Raw genomic sequence first — 16678 nt, 5'->3', positions numbered from 1 at the left:
CGGCAACCGGGAATGCAGTTTCGCGGAAAGCCGTGAGCCTCAAGCCCAGCTGGCGCGGCCGGCCTGCACGAGCGCGTGCGCGGCGGGCTGCGACAACTCCTCCACGGTGATCGCCACGAGCAGGTGGTCCCGCCAAGCCCCGTCCACTTCGAGATAGCGGCGCAGCAACCCTTCTTCGCGGAATCCGACGCGCGCCAGCACGGCCCGGCTGCGCGCGTTCTCGGGCCGGACCGTGGCCTCGACCCGGTGTAGCCGCACGCCGGAGAAGCAGTGGTCGAGCCCGAGGGCGAGCGCGGCCGTCGCGATGCCGCCGCCGGTCTTCGAACTGGCCACCCAGTAGCCGATCCACGCCGACCGCAAGGCCCCATGAGTGACGTTGCCGATCGTGAGCTGACCGACGAACTGGCCGTCGAGCTCGATCACGTACGGCAGCATCCGTCCCCGCCTGGCCTCCGAACGCAGCCCCGAGCACACCGCGGGCCACGACGAAACGGCATGGCGCACATTCCAATCCGTTCCGGTGACCGGTTCCCACGGCTCAAGGTGCTGGCGGTCGGCGAGCCGGATCCGGCTCCAGGTCGCGGCGTCGCGCAGCCGCACCGGCCGCAGCCGCACCACACCGGCGGGAACGCGCAGCGGACCCACACAATCGGGCCAGCCCGGATGCGGACCCTCGGCGCGGAAGAGACCCATGACGCTTCAGCCCCGTTGGGCCAGAAACGCAACATCGACGGTCTCGCCGGTGCGGACCTGTTCGACCTCGCTCGGCACCACGACCAGACAGTTGGCCTCGGCCAGCGTGGCCAGCAGATGGGTGGACGCCCCCGGTGCACCGCCGAGGGCCTGCACGAGGTACTCCCCGGTGTCCTGGTCGCGCATCAGCTGACCACGCAGATAACCCTTGCGACCCGGCACCGAGCTGATCGGGGCCAGCGTGCGGGCCTGCACGATGCGCCGCATCGGCTGCCGCTTACCCAACGACAGCCGGATCAGGGGACGCACCATCACCTCGAACACCACGAGCGCGCTGACCGGATTGGCGGGCAACAGAAAGACCGGAACCCGGTCCCGCCCCAGCTGACCGAAACCCTGCACCGAGCCGGGATGCATCGCGATCCGCGTGACCTCCATGTCGCCGAGCTCCGACAGCACCGTCCGCACCGACTCGGCGGCCGCGCCGCCGACCGCACCTGCGATCACCACGATCTCATTGCGATTGACTTGGCCCTCAACGGTTTCCCGCAATTCGGCGGGATCGGTACTGATGATGCCGACGCGATTGACCTCGGCCCCGGCGTCGCGGCCCGCGGCCGCGAGCGCGTACGAGTTGACGTCGTAGACCTGACCGGTGCCCGGCGTGCGTGATACGTCGACGAGTTCACCGCCCACACACATCACCGACAGCCGGGGCCGCGGGTGCACCAGCACCCGATCGCGTCCGACCGCCGCGAGCAGACCGACCTGCGCGGCGCCGATGATCGTGCCTGCCCGTACCGCGACGTCGCCGGGCTGCACATCGTCACCGGTGCGCCGGACGTAGGCACCCGACCGCACGCCGCGCAGCACTCGAACCCGGTTCTGACCGCCGTCGGTCCACCGCAGCGGCAGCACCGCGTCGGCCAAGGTCGGCATCGGCGCGCCGGTCTGTACGCGCGCGGCCTGGCGCGGCTGCAGTCGGCTGGGTGTCCGCGCGCCTGCCTCGATCGCCCCCATCACCGGCAGGCTGATCTCACCGCCACCGTCCTCGGAGTCGGCGTCCCCCACGCCGAGAACGTCGACGCTGCGCACTGCGTAACCGTCGATGGCGGCCTGATCGAACCCCGGCATGGGCCGCTCGGTGACAACCTCCTCGGCACACATCAGGCCCTGCGATTCGGCTATGGCCACCCGCACCGGCCTTGGTGCCACCGCGGCGGCCGCCACCCGGGCCTGCTGCTCCTCCACCGAACGCACAACACGCCTTTCTACCCGTCAGCCGGGTCCGGCGCGCGGCCAGGGGTGGTGCACTACTGGCTAGTGCTACCGCCTACTTCACGTTCGGCCAGACCCAGTCGTTCGACCAACCACTGCCGCAGTTCAGGGCCGTAGTCATCCCGTTCCAACGCAAAGTCAACCGCAGCCTTCAGGTAGCCGCCGGGATTTCCCAGGTCGTGTCGAGCGCCGCGGTGCACGACGACGTGCACCGGATGGCCCTCTTCGATGAGGAGTGCGATGGCGTCGGTCAACTGGATCTCGCCGCCCGCGCCGCGCGAAACCCGCCGCAGCGCATCGAATATCGCCCGGTCGAGGACGTAGCGGCCGGCCGCGGCATACGGCGACGGCGCATCCTCGGCCTTGGGCTTCTCGACCATGCCCTTGACCCGCAGCACATTGGGATTGGCCGCATCGGGCACGGGCTCGACGTCGAACACGCCGTACGCGCTGATCTTGTCGCCAGGCACCTCGATGGCGCACAGCACTGAGCCGCCGCGCTTGGCCCGCACCTTCGACATCGTCTCCAGCACACCCGTCGGCAGCACCAGGTCGTCGGGCAGCAGCACGGCGATGGCTTCTTCGTCGGGTGTCAGGGCGGGCTCGACACAGCTGACGGCATGGCCCAGGCCAAGCGGCTCGGCCTGCACGACCGATTCGACTTTGATGAGGGCAGGCGCGCGCCGCACCTTCTCGAGCATGGTCTTCTTGCCGCGGGCTTCGAGCGTGCCCTCGAGCACGAGGTCTTCGACGAAGTGGGCGACCACCCCGTCCTTACCCTCCGAGGTGACGATGATCAGGCGTTCGGCACCGGCCTCGGCGGCCTCGGCGGCCACGAGTTCGATGCCAGGCGTATCGACGACGGGCAGCAGTTCTTTGGGCACAGTCTTCGTCGCCGGCAGAAAACGCGTCCCCAGACCCGCAGCCGGGACGACCGCTGTATAGGGAATAGGCACCTCAGGTGCCTTTGGAGGCGTGGTCATCGTTCACACATTAACGCCCAATTTGAAATGGTGGAGGTCGTGGTGCAAAGGTCGAAGAACCAGTTACGTGCTGCACTTTTGCGAAAACGGCGCGGGCTGGCTCAGCACATCCGCGATGCCGAGGCGGCCGCCCTGTCCCGCTGGCTGCCCGCGCTGGTCGCCCGTGGCCAGACGGTGTGCGCGTATGTTCCGGTCGGTTCCGAGCCCGGCTCGCCGGCAATGCTCGACACCTTGCTGAATCTCGGTGTGCGAGTTTTGCTTCCGATCGCCCGCAACGACTCCGACGGCGTGCCGATGCCGATGCAGTGGGGCACGTACCGGCCGGGCGGTCTGCTCGACGCGGAATTCGGACTGCGTGAGCCGCCGCCGCCGTGGCTGCCCGCCGAGGCGGCCGGCGAGGCCGACGTCATCCTGGTGCCCGCGCTCGCCGTGGACCGCTCCGGCTCCCGGCTGGGCCGCGGCGCCGGCTTCTACGACCGCACGCTCGGCTGCGTAGCGCCCGACGCACGGCTGGTCGCGGTCGTGCGCGACGACGAACTTCTCGACGAACTCCCCGCCGAACCGCACGACGTACGCATGACGCATGCGCTGACGCCGGACGGCGGCATCGTGGCGCTGGGCCGCTGACACGCAGCGCCATCTGAAGAGTCCTGTGGACAAAGCGTCCGAATTGGGTATGTGATCTCAATCACTTCTCAAGGAGGGCCGGTAACCGAAATGGGCGAAACCCTGGGACTGAAGAAGGCGCTGAGCCAACGGCAGCTGCGCATGATCGCGATCGGCGGCGTCATCGGCGCAGGCCTGTTCGTCGGCTCCGGAGTGGTGATCGGCGACACCGGTCCGGGAACCTTCATCACGTACGCGCTCGCTGGCGTCCTGATCATCATGGTCATGCGGATGCTGGCCGAGATGGCCGTGGCCAATCCGTCGACCGGATCCTTCGCCGACTACGCGCGCAACGCCATGGGCAACTGGGCGGGCTTCTCGGTGGGCTGGCTGTACTGGTACTTCTGGGTGATCGTGGTCGGCTTCGAGGCGATCGCAGGCGCGAAGATCATCCAGTACTGGATGGACGTGCCGCTGTGGCTGACGGCGCTGATCCTGCTGATCGCCATGACGGCCACCAATCTGTTCTCGGTCGCGTCGTTCGGTGAGTTCGAGTACTGGTTCGCCGGGGTGAAGGTGGCCGCGATCCTGGTCTTCATCGGGCTCGGTTCATTGTTCGTCCTGGGCCTGTGGCCACAGAAGAACCTGGATTTCTCCAACCTCACGGTTCACGGCGGATTCTTCCCGCTGGGCGTCACGGCCATCACGGTCGGCGTCGTCACGGTGATCTTCTCGATGGTCGGTGCCGAGATCGCGACGATCGCCGCCGCGGAGTCATCGGATCCCGAACGGGCCGTGGCCAAAGCCGCGAATTCGGTGATCCTGCGCATCGCGATCTTCTTCGTCGGCTCGGCGTTCCTGCTCGTGACGATCCTGCCGTGGAACAGCGAGCAGACCGCCGCGTCGCCGTTCGTCGCGGCGTTCACCGAGATGGGTATCCCCTACGCCGACCACATCATGAACGCCGTGGTCCTCACCGCTGTGCTGAGCTGCCTGAACTCGGGCATGTACACCGCATCGCGAATGTTGTTCGTACTGGCCGCACGCCGCGAGGCTCCGGCCCAACTCGTCGCGGTGACCCGACGTGGCGTTCCGGCAACGGCCATCCTGACCTCGTCGGTGATCGGCCTCATCTGCGTCATCGCCGCCGCGTTCTTCGAGGACACGATCTTCGCGTTCCTGTTGGCCTCCAGTGGCGCGGTGATCTTGTTCGTCTACCTGCTGATCGCGGTTTCGCAGATCGTGTTGCGTTACCGCACACCGGATTCCGAGCTCAAGGTGAAGATGTGGTTGTTCCCGGTGCTTTCGGTCCTCACCGCGCTGGCGATCGGGGCTATCCTGCTGCAGATGTTCCTGCAGGGCGGCGAGAACCGAAAGGCGTTGATCCTCAGCCTGTGCTCGTGGGCGGTGGTGATCGTGCTGTTCCTGGCGAACCGGTTGTTCATCAAGCGCAGGCCCGAAGTGGCCGGTGTCGCGCCGACACCACACCCGCACCGGGTCCTGGTGCTGGCCAACCAAACCGTGCATTCGGCCGAGTTGCTCGACGAGCTCCGCCGTATCGGGGCCGACCGCGAGTCGATCTATCACGTCGTGGTGCCCGCGAGTCCGATCGACACCGGCGTGGCCGCCACCCACGGACCGCTCGACATCTCCGAAGCCACCCAGCAGGCCGCGCAGCGCCGGCTCGAACACACACTGGCCACGTTGCGCTCGGACGGCAACGAGGCGAACGGCGAAGTCGGCGACTACCGTCCGCTGCGGGCCTTGGCCACGGCCGTCAACGCATTCCGGCCCGACCAGATCGTGATATCGACACTGCCGCCCGAAGAGTCGGTGTGGCAGCGCTTCGACGTCGTCGACCGCGCCCGTGCCGAGCACCAGATCCCAGTGACCCACGTGGTGTCCCGGATCCGCACGGAGGAGCACGCATCATGACGATCCTGGCGGCGTTCAGCGCGAGCAGGCAGGGCAGCGCGCCACTGCACCTGGCAGCTCAGATCGCGCGCGCCACGGGCGACAAGGTCGTCGCGGCCGCGGTGATCGAGCGACCGTGGCCGCCAAGGGGCGATCCGGTCGAACAGGAATACCTGAGATACATCACCTCCCAGACGGAGGCGTCGCTGCGCCGCGCGCTGCCCCGCGATGTCGACATTCCCACCGTGATACACGAAGCCACTTCTGTTCCAACGGGTTTGGCAGAACTCACCACGGCGCACCGGGCCAACCTGGTCGTCGTCGGATCGTCGTCGTCTGGTCTGCTGGGCCGGGTGGCACTCGGCAGCGTCACCGAGCGTCTGGTGCACACCGCTGAGGTGCCGGTCGCGATCGCACCCCGTGGCTATTCGCAGAGCTCCGGGCGGATCCGGCGGCTGACCGCGGCCTACGGCGGCGAGTCCGATGTCAACGGCCTCATCCCGGCAGCCGTCGACCTCGCCAAATCGTGGTCGACGACCCTGCGCATCGTGTCGTTCACGGTGCGCAACGTGGCGGCGTTCAGCGGCAGCATCGAGTCGGCGGCCGAGGATCTCGTCGTGCAGCAGTGGTCGCGCCGGACCTACGACGACATCGTCAAGCTGCTCAACAGCGTTCGCGAACGCGTGCCGGTGCCGGATGTCGACGTGGTCGTGGGCAGTGGGCCCGACTGGAATTCGGCAGTGGAAGACGTGCCGTGGGAGACCGGCGACATGCTGCTGCTCGGCTCCGGGGCGGCCGCCCAGACCGCTCAGGTGTTTCTCGGCTCGGCCGCGTCGAAGATACTGCGGCACTCGCCGGTTCCGGTGATGATCGTGCCGCGCTACCCGACGTGAGTGGCCCCTAGCAGCCGGCCAACACAGCCGTCATCGCCTGCTTCTCCTTGGCCGAAACCCACAGTTGATAGGCGGCTTTGACCGCCACTTGCCGGGACACGAACTCGCAGCGGAACGCGCGGTTGGGCGGCAGCCAGCTCGCGGCGTCGCGAAACGCCTTGTCGAAGTTGGGTTGCGCGGCCACCGCGACGAGGTTACGGGGGTCGTTCGCGAAATCCTTGCGGCGCTGCGGGTCCCACTCGCGGGCGCCTTTGTACCAGGCGTCTGACAGCGACACCAGATGGTCGATCTGCACGGCATTCGACGTATCGGGGCCGCGGATGAACCCGATGTCGACGCCGGTATAGGGATCGTGCAACGTGCCGCGGTCGGCGAAACACGTGCCCGGGCGCACCACGAGATCGGTAAGGTCGCGGCGCAGGATGTCGTCGCGGGTGTTGCAGCCGTTGCGCCCGAACTCCACGTCGACGTCGTCGCTCCAGGCCTCGCCGAACCGGTAGCGCGAGTAATCGGTGTGCCGGTCCCATCCTTTGACCGGGAGTTGGGCCAACAACGCACGGGCGTGGTCGTAGCCGGGACTGCGCGGCTGCGCCGCCGTCGACTGTTGCGCAGCGGTCGTGTTCTCGACTTCGCGTGCGTGGGTCAGAACGACAAGGGCCACCGCGACCAGGAGGACCGCGGCCACCGCCAGTACCGCTACCCTTCGGGGGCGCCGGCGCCGCCGGCTCGCGGGAATGACATGGCCCACGTAGCGGTTCTAGCACTTGAGCCGGTAGAGTGCTAACAAGTTTGACGAACTCGGAGGTTTTCGTGCCTACCTATTCCTATGCGTGCACCGAGTGCGGAAATCGGTTCGACGCGGTGCAGGCCTTCAGCGACGATGCGCTGACGACCTGCCCCAAGTGCTCCGGCAAGCTGCGCAAGCTCTTCGGCTCGGTGGGAGTGGTGTTCAAGGGCAGCGGCTTCTACCGCACCGACAACCGGGATTCGAGCAAGAGCTCGTCCAACGGGTCGTCGTCCAAGAGCTCGGAAAGCGGATCGCCGGAGAAGGCTTCGTCAGCTTCGTCGTCCTCATCGGACAGCTCCTCGAGCAGCTCGAGCTCCACGCCTGCCGCCGCCGCGTCCAGCTGATCGGCGAGTTATCCACAGGCCGGCGATAACACCGTTTCGGCTGGGCGCACCTGCGCCTACGGTGACGCCATGGCCGAATCTCTCAACCCGTCGGCACTGCGCCGGCTGACTGCTGCCCTTCGGCCGGATTGGACCCGGACGGTCGCCGCGCGCCGAGCCGTCGCCGCCGGGTTGGTGGTGCTGGCGGCGATCGCCGCGGTCCGGTCGGATCCGCGCGGCGACTACACCGATATCGCGGTGGCCACGCGTGACCTCGCCCCCGGCGCCGAACTGACCGCAGCGGACGTGCAACTGGAGAGCCGCAGCGCGGCCACCCTGCCCGAAGGCGCGCGCAGCGATCTCGACGGCATCGTCGGCGCGACCCTGGCCGGGCCCGTCCGGCGTGGCGAAGTACTGACCGACGTTCGGGTGCTGGGACCGCGACTGGCCGAATCCGCCGCCGGGCCCGACGCCCGAATCGTGCCGCTTCAGCTCGGTGACGCCGCACTGCTCGACCTCATCCGTCCGGGTGACGTGGTCGACGTGCTGACCGTGACAGAGGACTCTCCGGACGCTCCACAGCCGGCGCGGCCGGTCGTGGTCGCCACCGACGCAGTGGTCGTGCTGGTGTCGGACAAGCCCAAGGCAACCGGCGGCAATCGAGTCGCTCTGGTGGCGCTGCCCGCTCGTTCAGCGAACGAGGTGGCCGCCGCAAGCCTGGTGCGCGCCGTGACGCTGACGATTCACTGAGCGGGCCGCGGCGGCGCGGTGCTCGTCGCGGGCCCTTGCTCGAGCGCGTCGAGCACCATGTCGGTCAACTCGTCGGTCGTCGACGTTTCCGACGGCACAGCAGGAGTAGTCGGCGTGGCCGGCTCGGCCCAGCCTGCTGGCGCGACCGCGAGCCCGATGCCGAACCCCAACGCCAACCCCGCCACCACCATGCGGGCTTTACGTGGGCTCATCACGGCTCCGTTCCGATGTCGCTGGCGCACAACTCAATTGATGTCCGCGAAGACGGTAGCAGTCCATTCCTGATCTCGCACGCCGAACTCGGTTAGTGTTCGCTTGTCCCACCAACACACTCGTTACTGCAGGAAGGGTCCCCGCATGTTAAAGGGCTTCAAAGAGTTTCTCTCCCGGGGCAACGTCATCGACCTTTCAGTTGCTGTGGTCATCGGTGCGGCCTTCACCGGTCTCGTCACGGCCTTCACGGAGAAAGTCGTCCAGCCATTGGTCGATCGCGTCGGCGCGGGAGGCGATCGCGAATACGGCATTCTCAAGATTCCGCTCGGCGGCGATCCGGAGCAGTTCGTCGACTTGAACGCGGTGTTGTCGGCCTTGATCAATTTCCTCATCGTCGCGGCGGTCGTGTACTTCGTGATCGTGCTGCCCTACAAGAAACTGCGCGAACGCGGTGAAGTCGAGCAGGCTCAGGACACCGAGTTGAGCATCTTGACCGAGATCCGCGATCTGCTGGCCGAGAACGGCAACGGATCCACCGGCAAGCACGTCACCGGCCCCGGCACCGGTCCGAGCCCGGATACCGCCAAGCACACGAGCGCTGACCGCACCTGACCGTTACGGCGCACACAAAAAACAGCCCCCGGCCGAAGCCGGGGGCTGTTTTTTGTCTGGGTCGAACTAGTCGTTCATGTACTAGTTCATGTTCCAGGGCTCGCCGTAGGTGGTGACGCTGTCACCGGTCGAGGCGATCAGACGGGCGAACGGACGCAGCAGCACACCGCCGGCCGCACCGGTCACGGTGCCGTGGGCGTTGGAGACCGCCACACCACCGGCCGCACCGGAGACGTCCACCGAGAAGGTGGCGACTTCCTGGATGCCCGGGCCGTTGCCCAGGTCAGCCGAGATCGACACGCCGGGGAACAGGTTCGGGGTGATGACCGACTCCAGGCCGAACGGCGGCTGGGTGATGTTGCCATCGTCGATCAGGATGTTGGGTGTGGTGTAGCTGAAGTTGATGCCAACGCCCAGCGACCACGGGAAGCCGATCTGGTAGCCGAGTTCCAGGGTGCCCTCGAACTCATCGGCACCGGGGCCGGCGACGATGTACTTGGCACGACCGGAGTGGAACCACTCACGGGTCAGGCGGTTGCGGTCCAGGGGGAACACACCGTTGAGGAAGGTGTCCCACTGCTGGATGGTCAGGGTGCGGTCCTGACCATCAACCAGGCTCAGCTCGTTATCCAGACCTGCGTGAGAGGTGCCAGTGCTCGTAAATAGAGCCGCGATGGCCGCAACCAACGCGATCAGCACCCGACTGATTGCCTTCATGTTCTCCCTAGCTATGTCGCCGGCGGATCCCGGAGGTCCGCCGATTTTGTTGTTTGGTGCCCGGCCCTATGCAAGACCACACACCTTGCAAGACCTTCATGTGGTGCGAATTAAAAACTCCACATGCTGCTCTTACGTTTCGCTCATCGTTGACACGAGGAACATAACGGGGAGGCATCCGACCGGCAACGCAAGGACACACATGCGTGGACCCGTATGGCCAGTCGGGGGAACTTTGCTGAGATTGCCCTGAGAGATCAGTAACTGCGGCGCCAGGGTGCGACTTGGCCCACCTGGCAATGATGTGACGTAGTTCGCTTTGCTAATGACGAGCGACGCAGGTCACACACCGCGACCATGCGTTTTAGGCGTTCACTGCCCTGTCGCAGCTCAATCGTGATGAGGCGGAATATTGTCCCGCAGCCACCTGTCGTGGTCGGCGTCGTCGTCTGGCGAAGCCGTGTCGCGTTCGTCGGGCGCGATGCCGGGTAGTTCCTCACCGAAGATCTTGTTAACTGTGCGCCGGGTCAGCTTGTCCGGATTCGTCATCGACATTCCCCTTTGTGACGAAGATCACATTCGACCATAGCGCCGAGTGAGGCACTTGTTAACCTGCTGGTAACCACGAGCACCCCGCTCCTTCCGCGTTCGCCACACCTACGAAAACGGCGGCCGTTTGGCCGCCGTTTCCTCCTGCTTAGATCTCCAAGCTTGATAGCTGGCCGATTATCTGTACGGCCAGCGGACTTAAGGTGGCCATGCCGTCGCGCACAGCCGCTCGCGACCCGGCGATGTTCACGACCAGCGTGCTGCCAGAGATACCGGCCAATCCGCGGGACACACCCGCGTCGACGATGCCCGCCGACAGACCCGACGCACGAAGCGCCTCGGAGATCCCCAGCAGCTCGCGATCGAGGATGTCGCGAGTTGCCTCGGGAGTGACGTCGCGCGGAGTCACGCCGGTACCGCCGACTGACACCACGAGATCGACCCCACCGATAACGGCAGTGTTCAGCGCGTTGCGGATCTCGACCTCATCAGCCGAGACGACGACAACGCCGTCGACGACGAATCCGGCCTCACCCAACAACTCGGTGACCAACGGACCGCTGTGGTCCTCTTCGCCATGCGCTGTGCGATCGTCGACGACGACGACGAGCGCGCGCCCCACCAACTCCCCTGCCTGTTCCATGTCTGCAACCGTATATGTGGGGACGGACAGTGGCCCATCCACCGCTGATGTCACTCGCAACGTGACCATTCCCCGGCCCGGCGTCAGCGTCCTCACTGCTCGGCCCTACCCAAGGTGACCTCCAGGGTTTGTGGTTTGCCAGCCGGATCGAGGTAGGTCAGCGTGACCTTCTCGCCGGGTGCTTTCGACCGGACTGCCGCCACGAGCGCATCGGCGCTGCCGATCACCCGGTCGTCGACTTTCGTAACCACCACGCCACTTGGCAGACCGGCAGCAGCAGCCGCGCCGCCGTTGGTGACCTCGACGATCTTGGCCCCGTCACTGGCTTTGTCGTTGGCCACCTGAACGCCCAACGAGGCGTGCGATGCGGTGCCGTTCTGGATCAGTTCGTCGGCGATTCGCTTGGCTTGGTCGACGGGAATCGCGAAGCCGAGGCCGATCGACCCGCTCTGTGCCTGCGGTGAATCGCCGCCCATCGTGGCGATCGCCGAGTTAACCCCGACAAGTTCGCCATTCATGTTGACCAGCGCACCGCCGGAGTTGCCCGGGTTGATCGCGGCATCGGTCTGGATGGCGTCGAGCACGGTGTTCTGGTTGCGGGTGTCGCCGCCCGCGGCGACCGGACGGTTCAGCGCGCTGATGATGCCCGTGGTGACGGTGCCCTCAAGGCCGAGCGGCGACCCGATGGCCACCACGTCCTGACCCACCCGCAGGTTGGCCGAGGAACCGAGCGTGATCGGCGTCAGACCCGACACGTCCTGTGCCCGCACCACCGCGATATCGCTGCTCGGATCCGTACCGACGACGGTGAAGGGTTTCGTGCTCCCGTCCGAGAACGTCACCTTGGTCTGTGCGGCGGCGGGAGCGCCCGGCCCCTGCTTCGCCGCCTCGACGACGTGGTTGTTGGTCAGGATCAGGCCGTCAGCGGTCAGGATGATGCCCGAACCCTCCTCGGAGGCACGGCCCAGATCGGTCTCGAGCTTCACCACGCTCGGCACCACCTTGGCCGCAACCTGCTCGACCGAACCCGCGGGCAGCGCTGCCGCGGGAACCGTCGGCGCCATGCTGCTCGACGAGCCGAGGCGCGGACTGTCCTGATGCACGAACGTCGCGACACCGCCACCGACCCCGGCCGAAACGACCGCGACAGCCAAGGCGCCTGCGGCCAAACCGGCCTTGGACCGCTTCTTGGTGACCACGACCGGCGGCTGCGGGTTCGCCGGGATCCGGTACGGATCGTATGGCGCGCGATAAGCCTGCTGCGTCTGATGGGACTGCTGGGCATAGCGCCAGTCGTAGTGTTGCTGCTGGTACGGATCAGGGCGTCCACCCGAGTAACCGGGCGCGGCGCCAGGACGCTGGTCCGGCTGCTGTGTGTACCTCGGATGGTTCGTCATGTCGCTGCGGTGCTTCTCTCTTCTTAAGGGTCCTGCGATTGTCTTGTGCTCACTACATCCAACGAAGGTGCTGGCCATCAGGTTGCATAGGCGGACTGAGAATCCACTTAGAGATCATTCGGCCGCACCCATGAACCGCCCCCCGGCTGAGTTAACTGTCTCACCTTTTGTCGGCGCCGACTGTGTCCTCATCGTGGTCGCTGTGCTCGAGTGTCGCGCCGCCGGCCGGGAGCGGTCGGCCGGGCAGCATCATGTGAATCGACGTGCCCGGCGGATTGCCGCCCGGCACGGTCTCGTCGATGCGAAGGGCGCCACCGTGTTTCAGCACTACCTGCTGCACGATGGCCAGCCCGAGACCCGATCCTGGCATCGCCCGTGCCGCTGCCGAGCGGTAGAACCGCTCGAACACCAGACGCCGTTCCTGGGGCGGGATGCCTGGCCCGTGGTCGGACACGACAAGCTCGGCGTGCACCGGGTCGATCTGGTACAGCCGCACGCCGACGCGCCCGCCTGGCGGGCTCCACTTCGCGGCATTGTCGAGGAGGTTCAGCACCGCGCGGCCCAGCCCGGGACCGTCGCCGAACACCTGCCAGCCGATCACGTCGACGTCGAACTCGATGTCGTTGCGGCGCCGCCGGACCCGTTCGAGGCTGCGGTCCACGACGTCGGTCATGTCGACCGGCTCCGGCGTGATACCGCCCGCGTCGTCGCGGGTGAGGTCAACGAGGTCGCCGACCAGAGTGGACAGCTCCTCGATCTGGGCGATCACGTCGGCACGCAGCCCCGCCATCTCCTCTTCGGGGAGCCGGGGCGCGCCCGGTTCCTGCGCGGCCATGAGCAGCTCGACATTGGTGCGCAGTGAGGTCAGCGGGGTTCGCAGCTCGTGGCCGGCATCCGACACGAGGCGGCCCTGCCGGTCGCGGGATTCCGCCAGGGCGCGCAACATCAGGTTGAACGCCTCCGTCAGCCGGGCGAGTTCATCGCTGCCGACGACGGGTATGGGCCTCAGATCGTCGGTGCGCGCCACCCGTTCGGCGGCTTCGGTGAGTCTGCCGACTGGGCGCAGCCCCGCTCTGGCGACGGCACCACCTGCCATCGCGGCAACGGCCACGCCGATCCCGCCCACGATGAGCAGCACCGTGCCGAGCCGTCGCAGCACCTGGCCGGTGGGCGCCAAGCTCTTGGAGATCAGCAGCGAGCTGCCGTTGGCCAGATGCACCGCGAGCACTCGCTGGTGATTGGCGGTGCGCAACGACATCAGCAGCTCGCCGGAGATGACGTCTTTCTCCGGTTGCCCGAGCGGCAGCATCTGGCCCTGCTGGTTGGCCGTGTATATGGATCGGCCGGGGATCACGAGCATCGCGTTCACATCGGAGTAGGCGGTGCCCTCGATCGCCTTGCCGGGATCGGCGGCCAGCGATCCACTCTCGATCAGCAGTCGAGCCCGGCTGTGAAGCTGATTGTCGAGGTCGTCGTAGAGCGCACGCGACACCACGGCATAGACGGCCACCGCCATCAGCACCACCACCATGGCGACCATCGACATCGCGAGCATCATGACGCGCCAGCGCAGCGACAGTGAGCTGGTGTTCGGCAGCGCGGTGGTGGGCCGCCAGAAGTTGGAGTTGAGTGCCATCACCGATCAGGGCGGGGTTTCGCGCAGCACGTAGCCGACCCCGCGCACGGTGTGGATCAGCCGGGGCTCGCCTTCCGCTTCGGTCTTGCGGCGCAGGTATCCGATGTACACCTCAAGAGCATTGCCCGAGGTGGGGAAATCGAATCCCCACACCTCTTCGAGGATTCGGCTACGGGTGAGCACGCGCCGCGGATTCGCGATCAGCATCTCGAGCAGCGAGAACTCGGTGCGCGTGAGGCTGATCTGCCGCTGGCCGCGCGTGACCTCACGGGTCACCGGGTCGAGCGTCAGATCGGAGAACGACATGATCTGCGATTCGGCCCCGTCATCGGTGACCGTGCGACGCAGCAACGCCCGCATGCGCGCGAGCAGTTCTTCGAGAGCAAACGGCTTGGGCAGGTAATCGTCGGCCCCGGCGTCGAGCCCGGCCACCCGCTCGGAAACCGAGTCGCGGGCCGTGAGCACCAGGATCGGCAGATCGTCGCCGGTGCTCCTGAGCTGACGGCACACTTCCAGCCCGTCAAGCCGCGGCATCATCACGTCCAATACCACGGCGTCGGGCCGGTCGTTCGCGATCAGATCGAGGGCTTCGACACCGTCTTGGGCAAGCTCGACCGAGTAACCATTAAAGGAAAGCGACCGGCGCAGAGATTCGCGCACAGCGCGATCGTCATCAACGACAAGAATGCGCACAGGCACAGTCTCATCCTGCTATCTGAGAGAGGGCTGAGAGGCGCGCCGCAAATTGACCCAACATTTGTGCCCGCACGTCGAATGCTCACCGAATCCGCACACGCGAAAAAGCGCTATCACACGTGATAGCGCTTTTCGGTTGCGTGCGGAAGGTTAGCGCTTGTCGAGGTCGATCAGACCGAGGCGAGCGGCCTTGAGCAGACGACGCGGCACCTTGCGCTGCTGACCCGCGACATTGACGCTGACGAGACCCGTGGCCTCGGCCTTCCACTGCGCGCGCCGGCTACGGGTGTTCGCGCGCGACATTCTGCGCTTGGGCACAGCCATGACGTGCATCTCCTTGCTTGGGGTGGTGCGGCCGCGCGAACGTGTTCTCTCGCCGGCGGCGACGATTGCACTACAGAGTAACGGTTGACCTGCGTCGGCTCCAAAACGTCGCCGTGCCGGCGCAGGCCCGTCACACAATCACGGGGTCAGGATCGTCTTACCCGCCAACCGCCCGGCGTCGGCCTCGGCGTGCACAGCGGCCGCTTCAGCCAGCGGGCGACGGTCGGCGACGTGGATACGTAACTGCCCCGCGTCGACTCGCCACACGAGGCCACCCAACTGCTCGGCGTCGCTCCGGGCGAACACGCGCACTGTGCGGACCTTGCGATCCTCCGGCGCCGGCGTGGTCGTGCTGACGAGCACACCACCGTCTTTGACCAGGCCGACGAGCGCGGCCGTCTCCTCCGGCGTGGTGCTGACCAGGTTGAGTACGACGTCGAACGGCGCACCGTCGACCGGAAAAGCCGAGTAATCGAGATGGCCGATGATGCGGTCGGCGCCGTATGCCTCGACACGCTCGGCGCTGCGCGCACCGGCTGTAGCGGTGACGACGGCGCCGGCCTGCTTCGCAAGTTGGACGGCGTATCCGCCGACCGCTCCCCCGGCACCGTTGACCAGGATGTTCTGGCCGGCCTTCAGTTCGGCATGCTCGAACAGCGATTGCCAAGCGGTCAGCCCGACGGCAGGCAGTGCGGCCGCGTCGGCCAACGGCACGGCGTTCGGCGCGGTGGCGAGCACGTCGGCGGGTGCGACGACATAGTCGGCGGCGGCGCCGTCGGCGTTCATGGGCAGGAACCCCACGACCGAGTCGCCCACGTGCCAGTTCGACACTCCGTCGCCGAGCTGTGCGATGGTGCCGGCCACATCGATGCCGGGTACATGAGGAAAACCGATCGGGAACGCGTCGGCGAGATACCCGGCCCGGATGGCCGCGTCGACCGGGTTGAACGACGTGGCGGCCACCTCGATCAGCACTTGGCCTTCGCCGGGTACCGGCCGGTCGACGTCGTCGTACTTCAGGACATCGCTGTCGCCGTAACGGTCGTAGCGGACTGCTTTCATGACTCCTCCTTCATCGGACTTGCTTCGAGTTCGAAGCATCTACGGCAGGCACAACCGCTTCGAACTCGAAGCAATTCCCGGAACGGCCGAATACCCTGATCCGGTGGGCGACGCATTGGAGCCAGAACAGCTACAGACGTACTTCGCACTGATGGAGGCGGTCAGCCTGCTCCAGCACGCGGTCGCGCAGCAGCTGCGCGCCGAGGGCGACCTCAGCTATGTCCAGTTCCAGCTGCTGGCCAAACTGGTCGATGCCGACAAACCGCTGACGATGACCGAACTGGCCGACGGAGTCGTCTACAGCCGCAGCGGATTGACCCACCAGGCCGGGCTCCTCGAGAAGGCCGGGCTTATCGAGCGACGGCACAACACCGACGATCAGCGCTCAACCCTCGTCAGCATCACCAGAAGCGGACGGGCACTGGTGGCCAAGGTGCTGCCCGGGCACATCGAGGTCACGCGCAGTCTGCTGTTCGACCCATTGACCGACCGGGATCTGCGTACCCTCGGCGACATCATGACCCGGGCCCGCGATCACATGCGCAGCCTGCCGCCCCGCTCGGCGCGCCGGCGCACCCCTTGACGTGAGACCGGCGGTACCC

Annotated in this window: 20 protein-coding genes; 7 read left to right on the top strand and 13 right to left on the bottom strand. The window is 66.6% G+C overall.

The genetic code is table 11. The annotated features are described in order from the left end of the window. Nucleotides 1-39: 39 nt before the first annotated feature. From ACRCUN_RS29665 to ACRCUN_RS29655, 3 genes are read right to left on the bottom strand one after another with little or no spacing between them, the layout of a single operon-like run. Nucleotides 40-693, bottom strand: a complete 654-nt coding sequence (locus tag ACRCUN_RS29665) for a GNAT family N-acetyltransferase (RefSeq protein ID WP_462145200.1) — start codon at nt 691-693, stop codon at nt 40-42. A 6-nt stretch (nt 694-699) separates the two neighbouring features. Continuing rightward, complete coding sequence (glp, locus tag ACRCUN_RS29660) at nt 700-1953, bottom strand: molybdotransferase-like divisome protein Glp (RefSeq protein ID WP_462145199.1); 1254 nt, start codon at nt 1951-1953, stop codon at nt 700-702. A gap of 53 nt (nt 1954-2006) precedes the next feature. Beyond that, entirely contained in the window at nt 2007-2954 is a 948-nt protein-coding gene (locus ACRCUN_RS29655; protein ID WP_462145198.1) for a UTP--glucose-1-phosphate uridylyltransferase, read from the bottom strand. A 27-nt stretch (nt 2955-2981) separates the two neighbouring features. Here ACRCUN_RS29655 and ACRCUN_RS29650 point away from each other — a divergent pair, with 27 nt between their 5' ends. The 3 genes from ACRCUN_RS29650 (at nt 2982) to ACRCUN_RS29640 (ending at nt 6367) form a co-directional block, all read left to right on the top strand. Further along, complete coding sequence (locus tag ACRCUN_RS29650) at nt 2982-3581, top strand: 5-formyltetrahydrofolate cyclo-ligase (RefSeq protein ID WP_462145197.1); 600 nt, start codon at nt 2982-2984, stop codon at nt 3579-3581. 90 nt (nt 3582-3671) lie between these two features. Then, entirely contained in the window at nt 3672-5495 is a 1824-nt protein-coding gene (locus ACRCUN_RS29645) for an amino acid permease (protein ID WP_462145196.1), read from the top strand. Continuing rightward, nucleotides 5492-6367, top strand: coding sequence for a universal stress protein (locus ACRCUN_RS29640; RefSeq protein WP_462145195.1), 876 nt, complete (start codon nt 5492-5494; stop codon nt 6365-6367). Before ACRCUN_RS29645 ends, ACRCUN_RS29640 begins: the two co-directional genes overlap by 4 nt. Nucleotides 6368-6374: 7 nt before the next feature. Here the strand turns inward: ACRCUN_RS29640 and ACRCUN_RS29635 are convergent, their stop codons facing one another. Further along, nucleotides 6375-7052 (bottom strand): HNH endonuclease family protein, encoded by a 678-nt coding sequence (locus ACRCUN_RS29635; protein WP_462145194.1) that lies wholly within the window; start codon nt 7050-7052, stop codon nt 6375-6377. A 125-nt stretch (nt 7053-7177) separates the two neighbouring features. Here ACRCUN_RS29635 and ACRCUN_RS29630 point away from each other — a divergent pair, with 125 nt between their 5' ends. Together ACRCUN_RS29630 and ACRCUN_RS29625 are read left to right on the top strand one after the other, a co-directional pair. Beyond that, entirely contained in the window at nt 7178-7498 is a 321-nt protein-coding gene (locus tag ACRCUN_RS29630; RefSeq protein WP_462145193.1) for an FmdB family zinc ribbon protein, read from the top strand. A gap of 69 nt (nt 7499-7567) precedes the next feature. Continuing rightward, entirely contained in the window at nt 7568-8227 is a 660-nt protein-coding gene (locus ACRCUN_RS29625) for an SAF domain-containing protein (protein ID WP_462145192.1), read from the top strand. Here ACRCUN_RS29625 and ACRCUN_RS29620 read toward each other — a convergent pair. Next, nucleotides 8221-8439, bottom strand: a complete 219-nt coding sequence (locus ACRCUN_RS29620; RefSeq protein WP_462145191.1) for a hypothetical protein — start codon at nt 8437-8439, stop codon at nt 8221-8223. The genes ACRCUN_RS29625 and ACRCUN_RS29620 overlap by 7 nt on opposite strands. Before the next feature lie 145 nt (nt 8440-8584). On the opposite strand from ACRCUN_RS29620, the gene mscL reads away from it, so the two are divergent. Then, nucleotides 8585-9052: a large-conductance mechanosensitive channel protein MscL gene (gene mscL, locus ACRCUN_RS29615; RefSeq protein ID WP_462145190.1), complete on the top strand. Its 468-nt coding sequence runs from the start codon at nt 8585-8587 to the stop codon at nt 9050-9052. Nucleotides 9053-9133: 81 nt separating this feature from the next. Here mscL and ACRCUN_RS29610 read toward each other — a convergent pair whose 3' ends face one another. The 8 genes from ACRCUN_RS29610 to ACRCUN_RS29575 form a co-directional block, all read right to left on the bottom strand. Further along, nucleotides 9134-9769 (bottom strand): porin MspA, encoded by a 636-nt coding sequence (locus ACRCUN_RS29610; RefSeq protein WP_067844230.1) that lies wholly within the window; start codon nt 9767-9769, stop codon nt 9134-9136. A 390-nt stretch (nt 9770-10159) separates the two neighbouring features. Continuing rightward, nucleotides 10160-10318 carry a hypothetical protein gene (locus ACRCUN_RS29605; RefSeq protein WP_462145189.1) on the bottom strand — a complete coding sequence of 53 codons (159 nt, stop codon included), beginning with the start codon at nt 10316-10318 and terminating at the stop codon, nt 10160-10162. A gap of 148 nt (nt 10319-10466) precedes the next feature. Beyond that, nucleotides 10467-11030, bottom strand: a complete 564-nt coding sequence (locus tag ACRCUN_RS29600; protein WP_462145222.1) for a MogA/MoaB family molybdenum cofactor biosynthesis protein — start codon at nt 11028-11030, stop codon at nt 10467-10469. Between the two features lie 23 nt (nt 11031-11053). Next, nucleotides 11054-12358 (bottom strand): S1C family serine protease, encoded by a 1305-nt coding sequence (locus tag ACRCUN_RS29595; RefSeq protein WP_462145188.1) that lies wholly within the window; start codon nt 12356-12358, stop codon nt 11054-11056. Nucleotides 12359-12518: 160 nt separating this feature from the next. Then, nucleotides 12519-13994: a HAMP domain-containing sensor histidine kinase gene (locus ACRCUN_RS29590; RefSeq protein WP_462145187.1), complete on the bottom strand. Its 1476-nt coding sequence runs from the start codon at nt 13992-13994 to the stop codon at nt 12519-12521. A gap of 6 nt (nt 13995-14000) precedes the next feature. Next, on the bottom strand, nt 14001-14687 hold the full coding sequence (locus ACRCUN_RS29585) for a response regulator transcription factor (RefSeq protein ID WP_462145221.1): 687 nt from the start codon (nt 14685-14687) through the stop codon (nt 14001-14003). A 153-nt stretch (nt 14688-14840) separates the two neighbouring features. Next, a complete protein-coding gene (gene rpmF, locus ACRCUN_RS29580; RefSeq protein ID WP_067844880.1) occupies nt 14841-15014 on the bottom strand; it encodes a 50S ribosomal protein L32 in 174 nt (57 codons plus the stop codon). 138 nt (nt 15015-15152) lie between these two features. Continuing rightward, a complete protein-coding gene (locus tag ACRCUN_RS29575) occupies nt 15153-16076 on the bottom strand; it encodes an NADP-dependent oxidoreductase (RefSeq protein ID WP_462145186.1) in 924 nt (307 codons plus the stop codon). A 103-nt stretch (nt 16077-16179) separates the two neighbouring features. Here ACRCUN_RS29575 and ACRCUN_RS29570 point away from each other — a divergent pair, with 103 nt between their 5' ends. Then, nucleotides 16180-16659, top strand: coding sequence for a MarR family winged helix-turn-helix transcriptional regulator (locus ACRCUN_RS29570; RefSeq protein ID WP_462145185.1), 480 nt, complete (start codon nt 16180-16182; stop codon nt 16657-16659). Nucleotides 16660-16678 lie beyond the last annotated feature (19 nt).

The organism is Mycobacterium venezuelense, assembly GCF_054919535.1.
The sequence above is the reverse complement of the archived record's forward strand: the minus strand, read 5'-3'. Positions and strand labels throughout refer to the sequence as shown.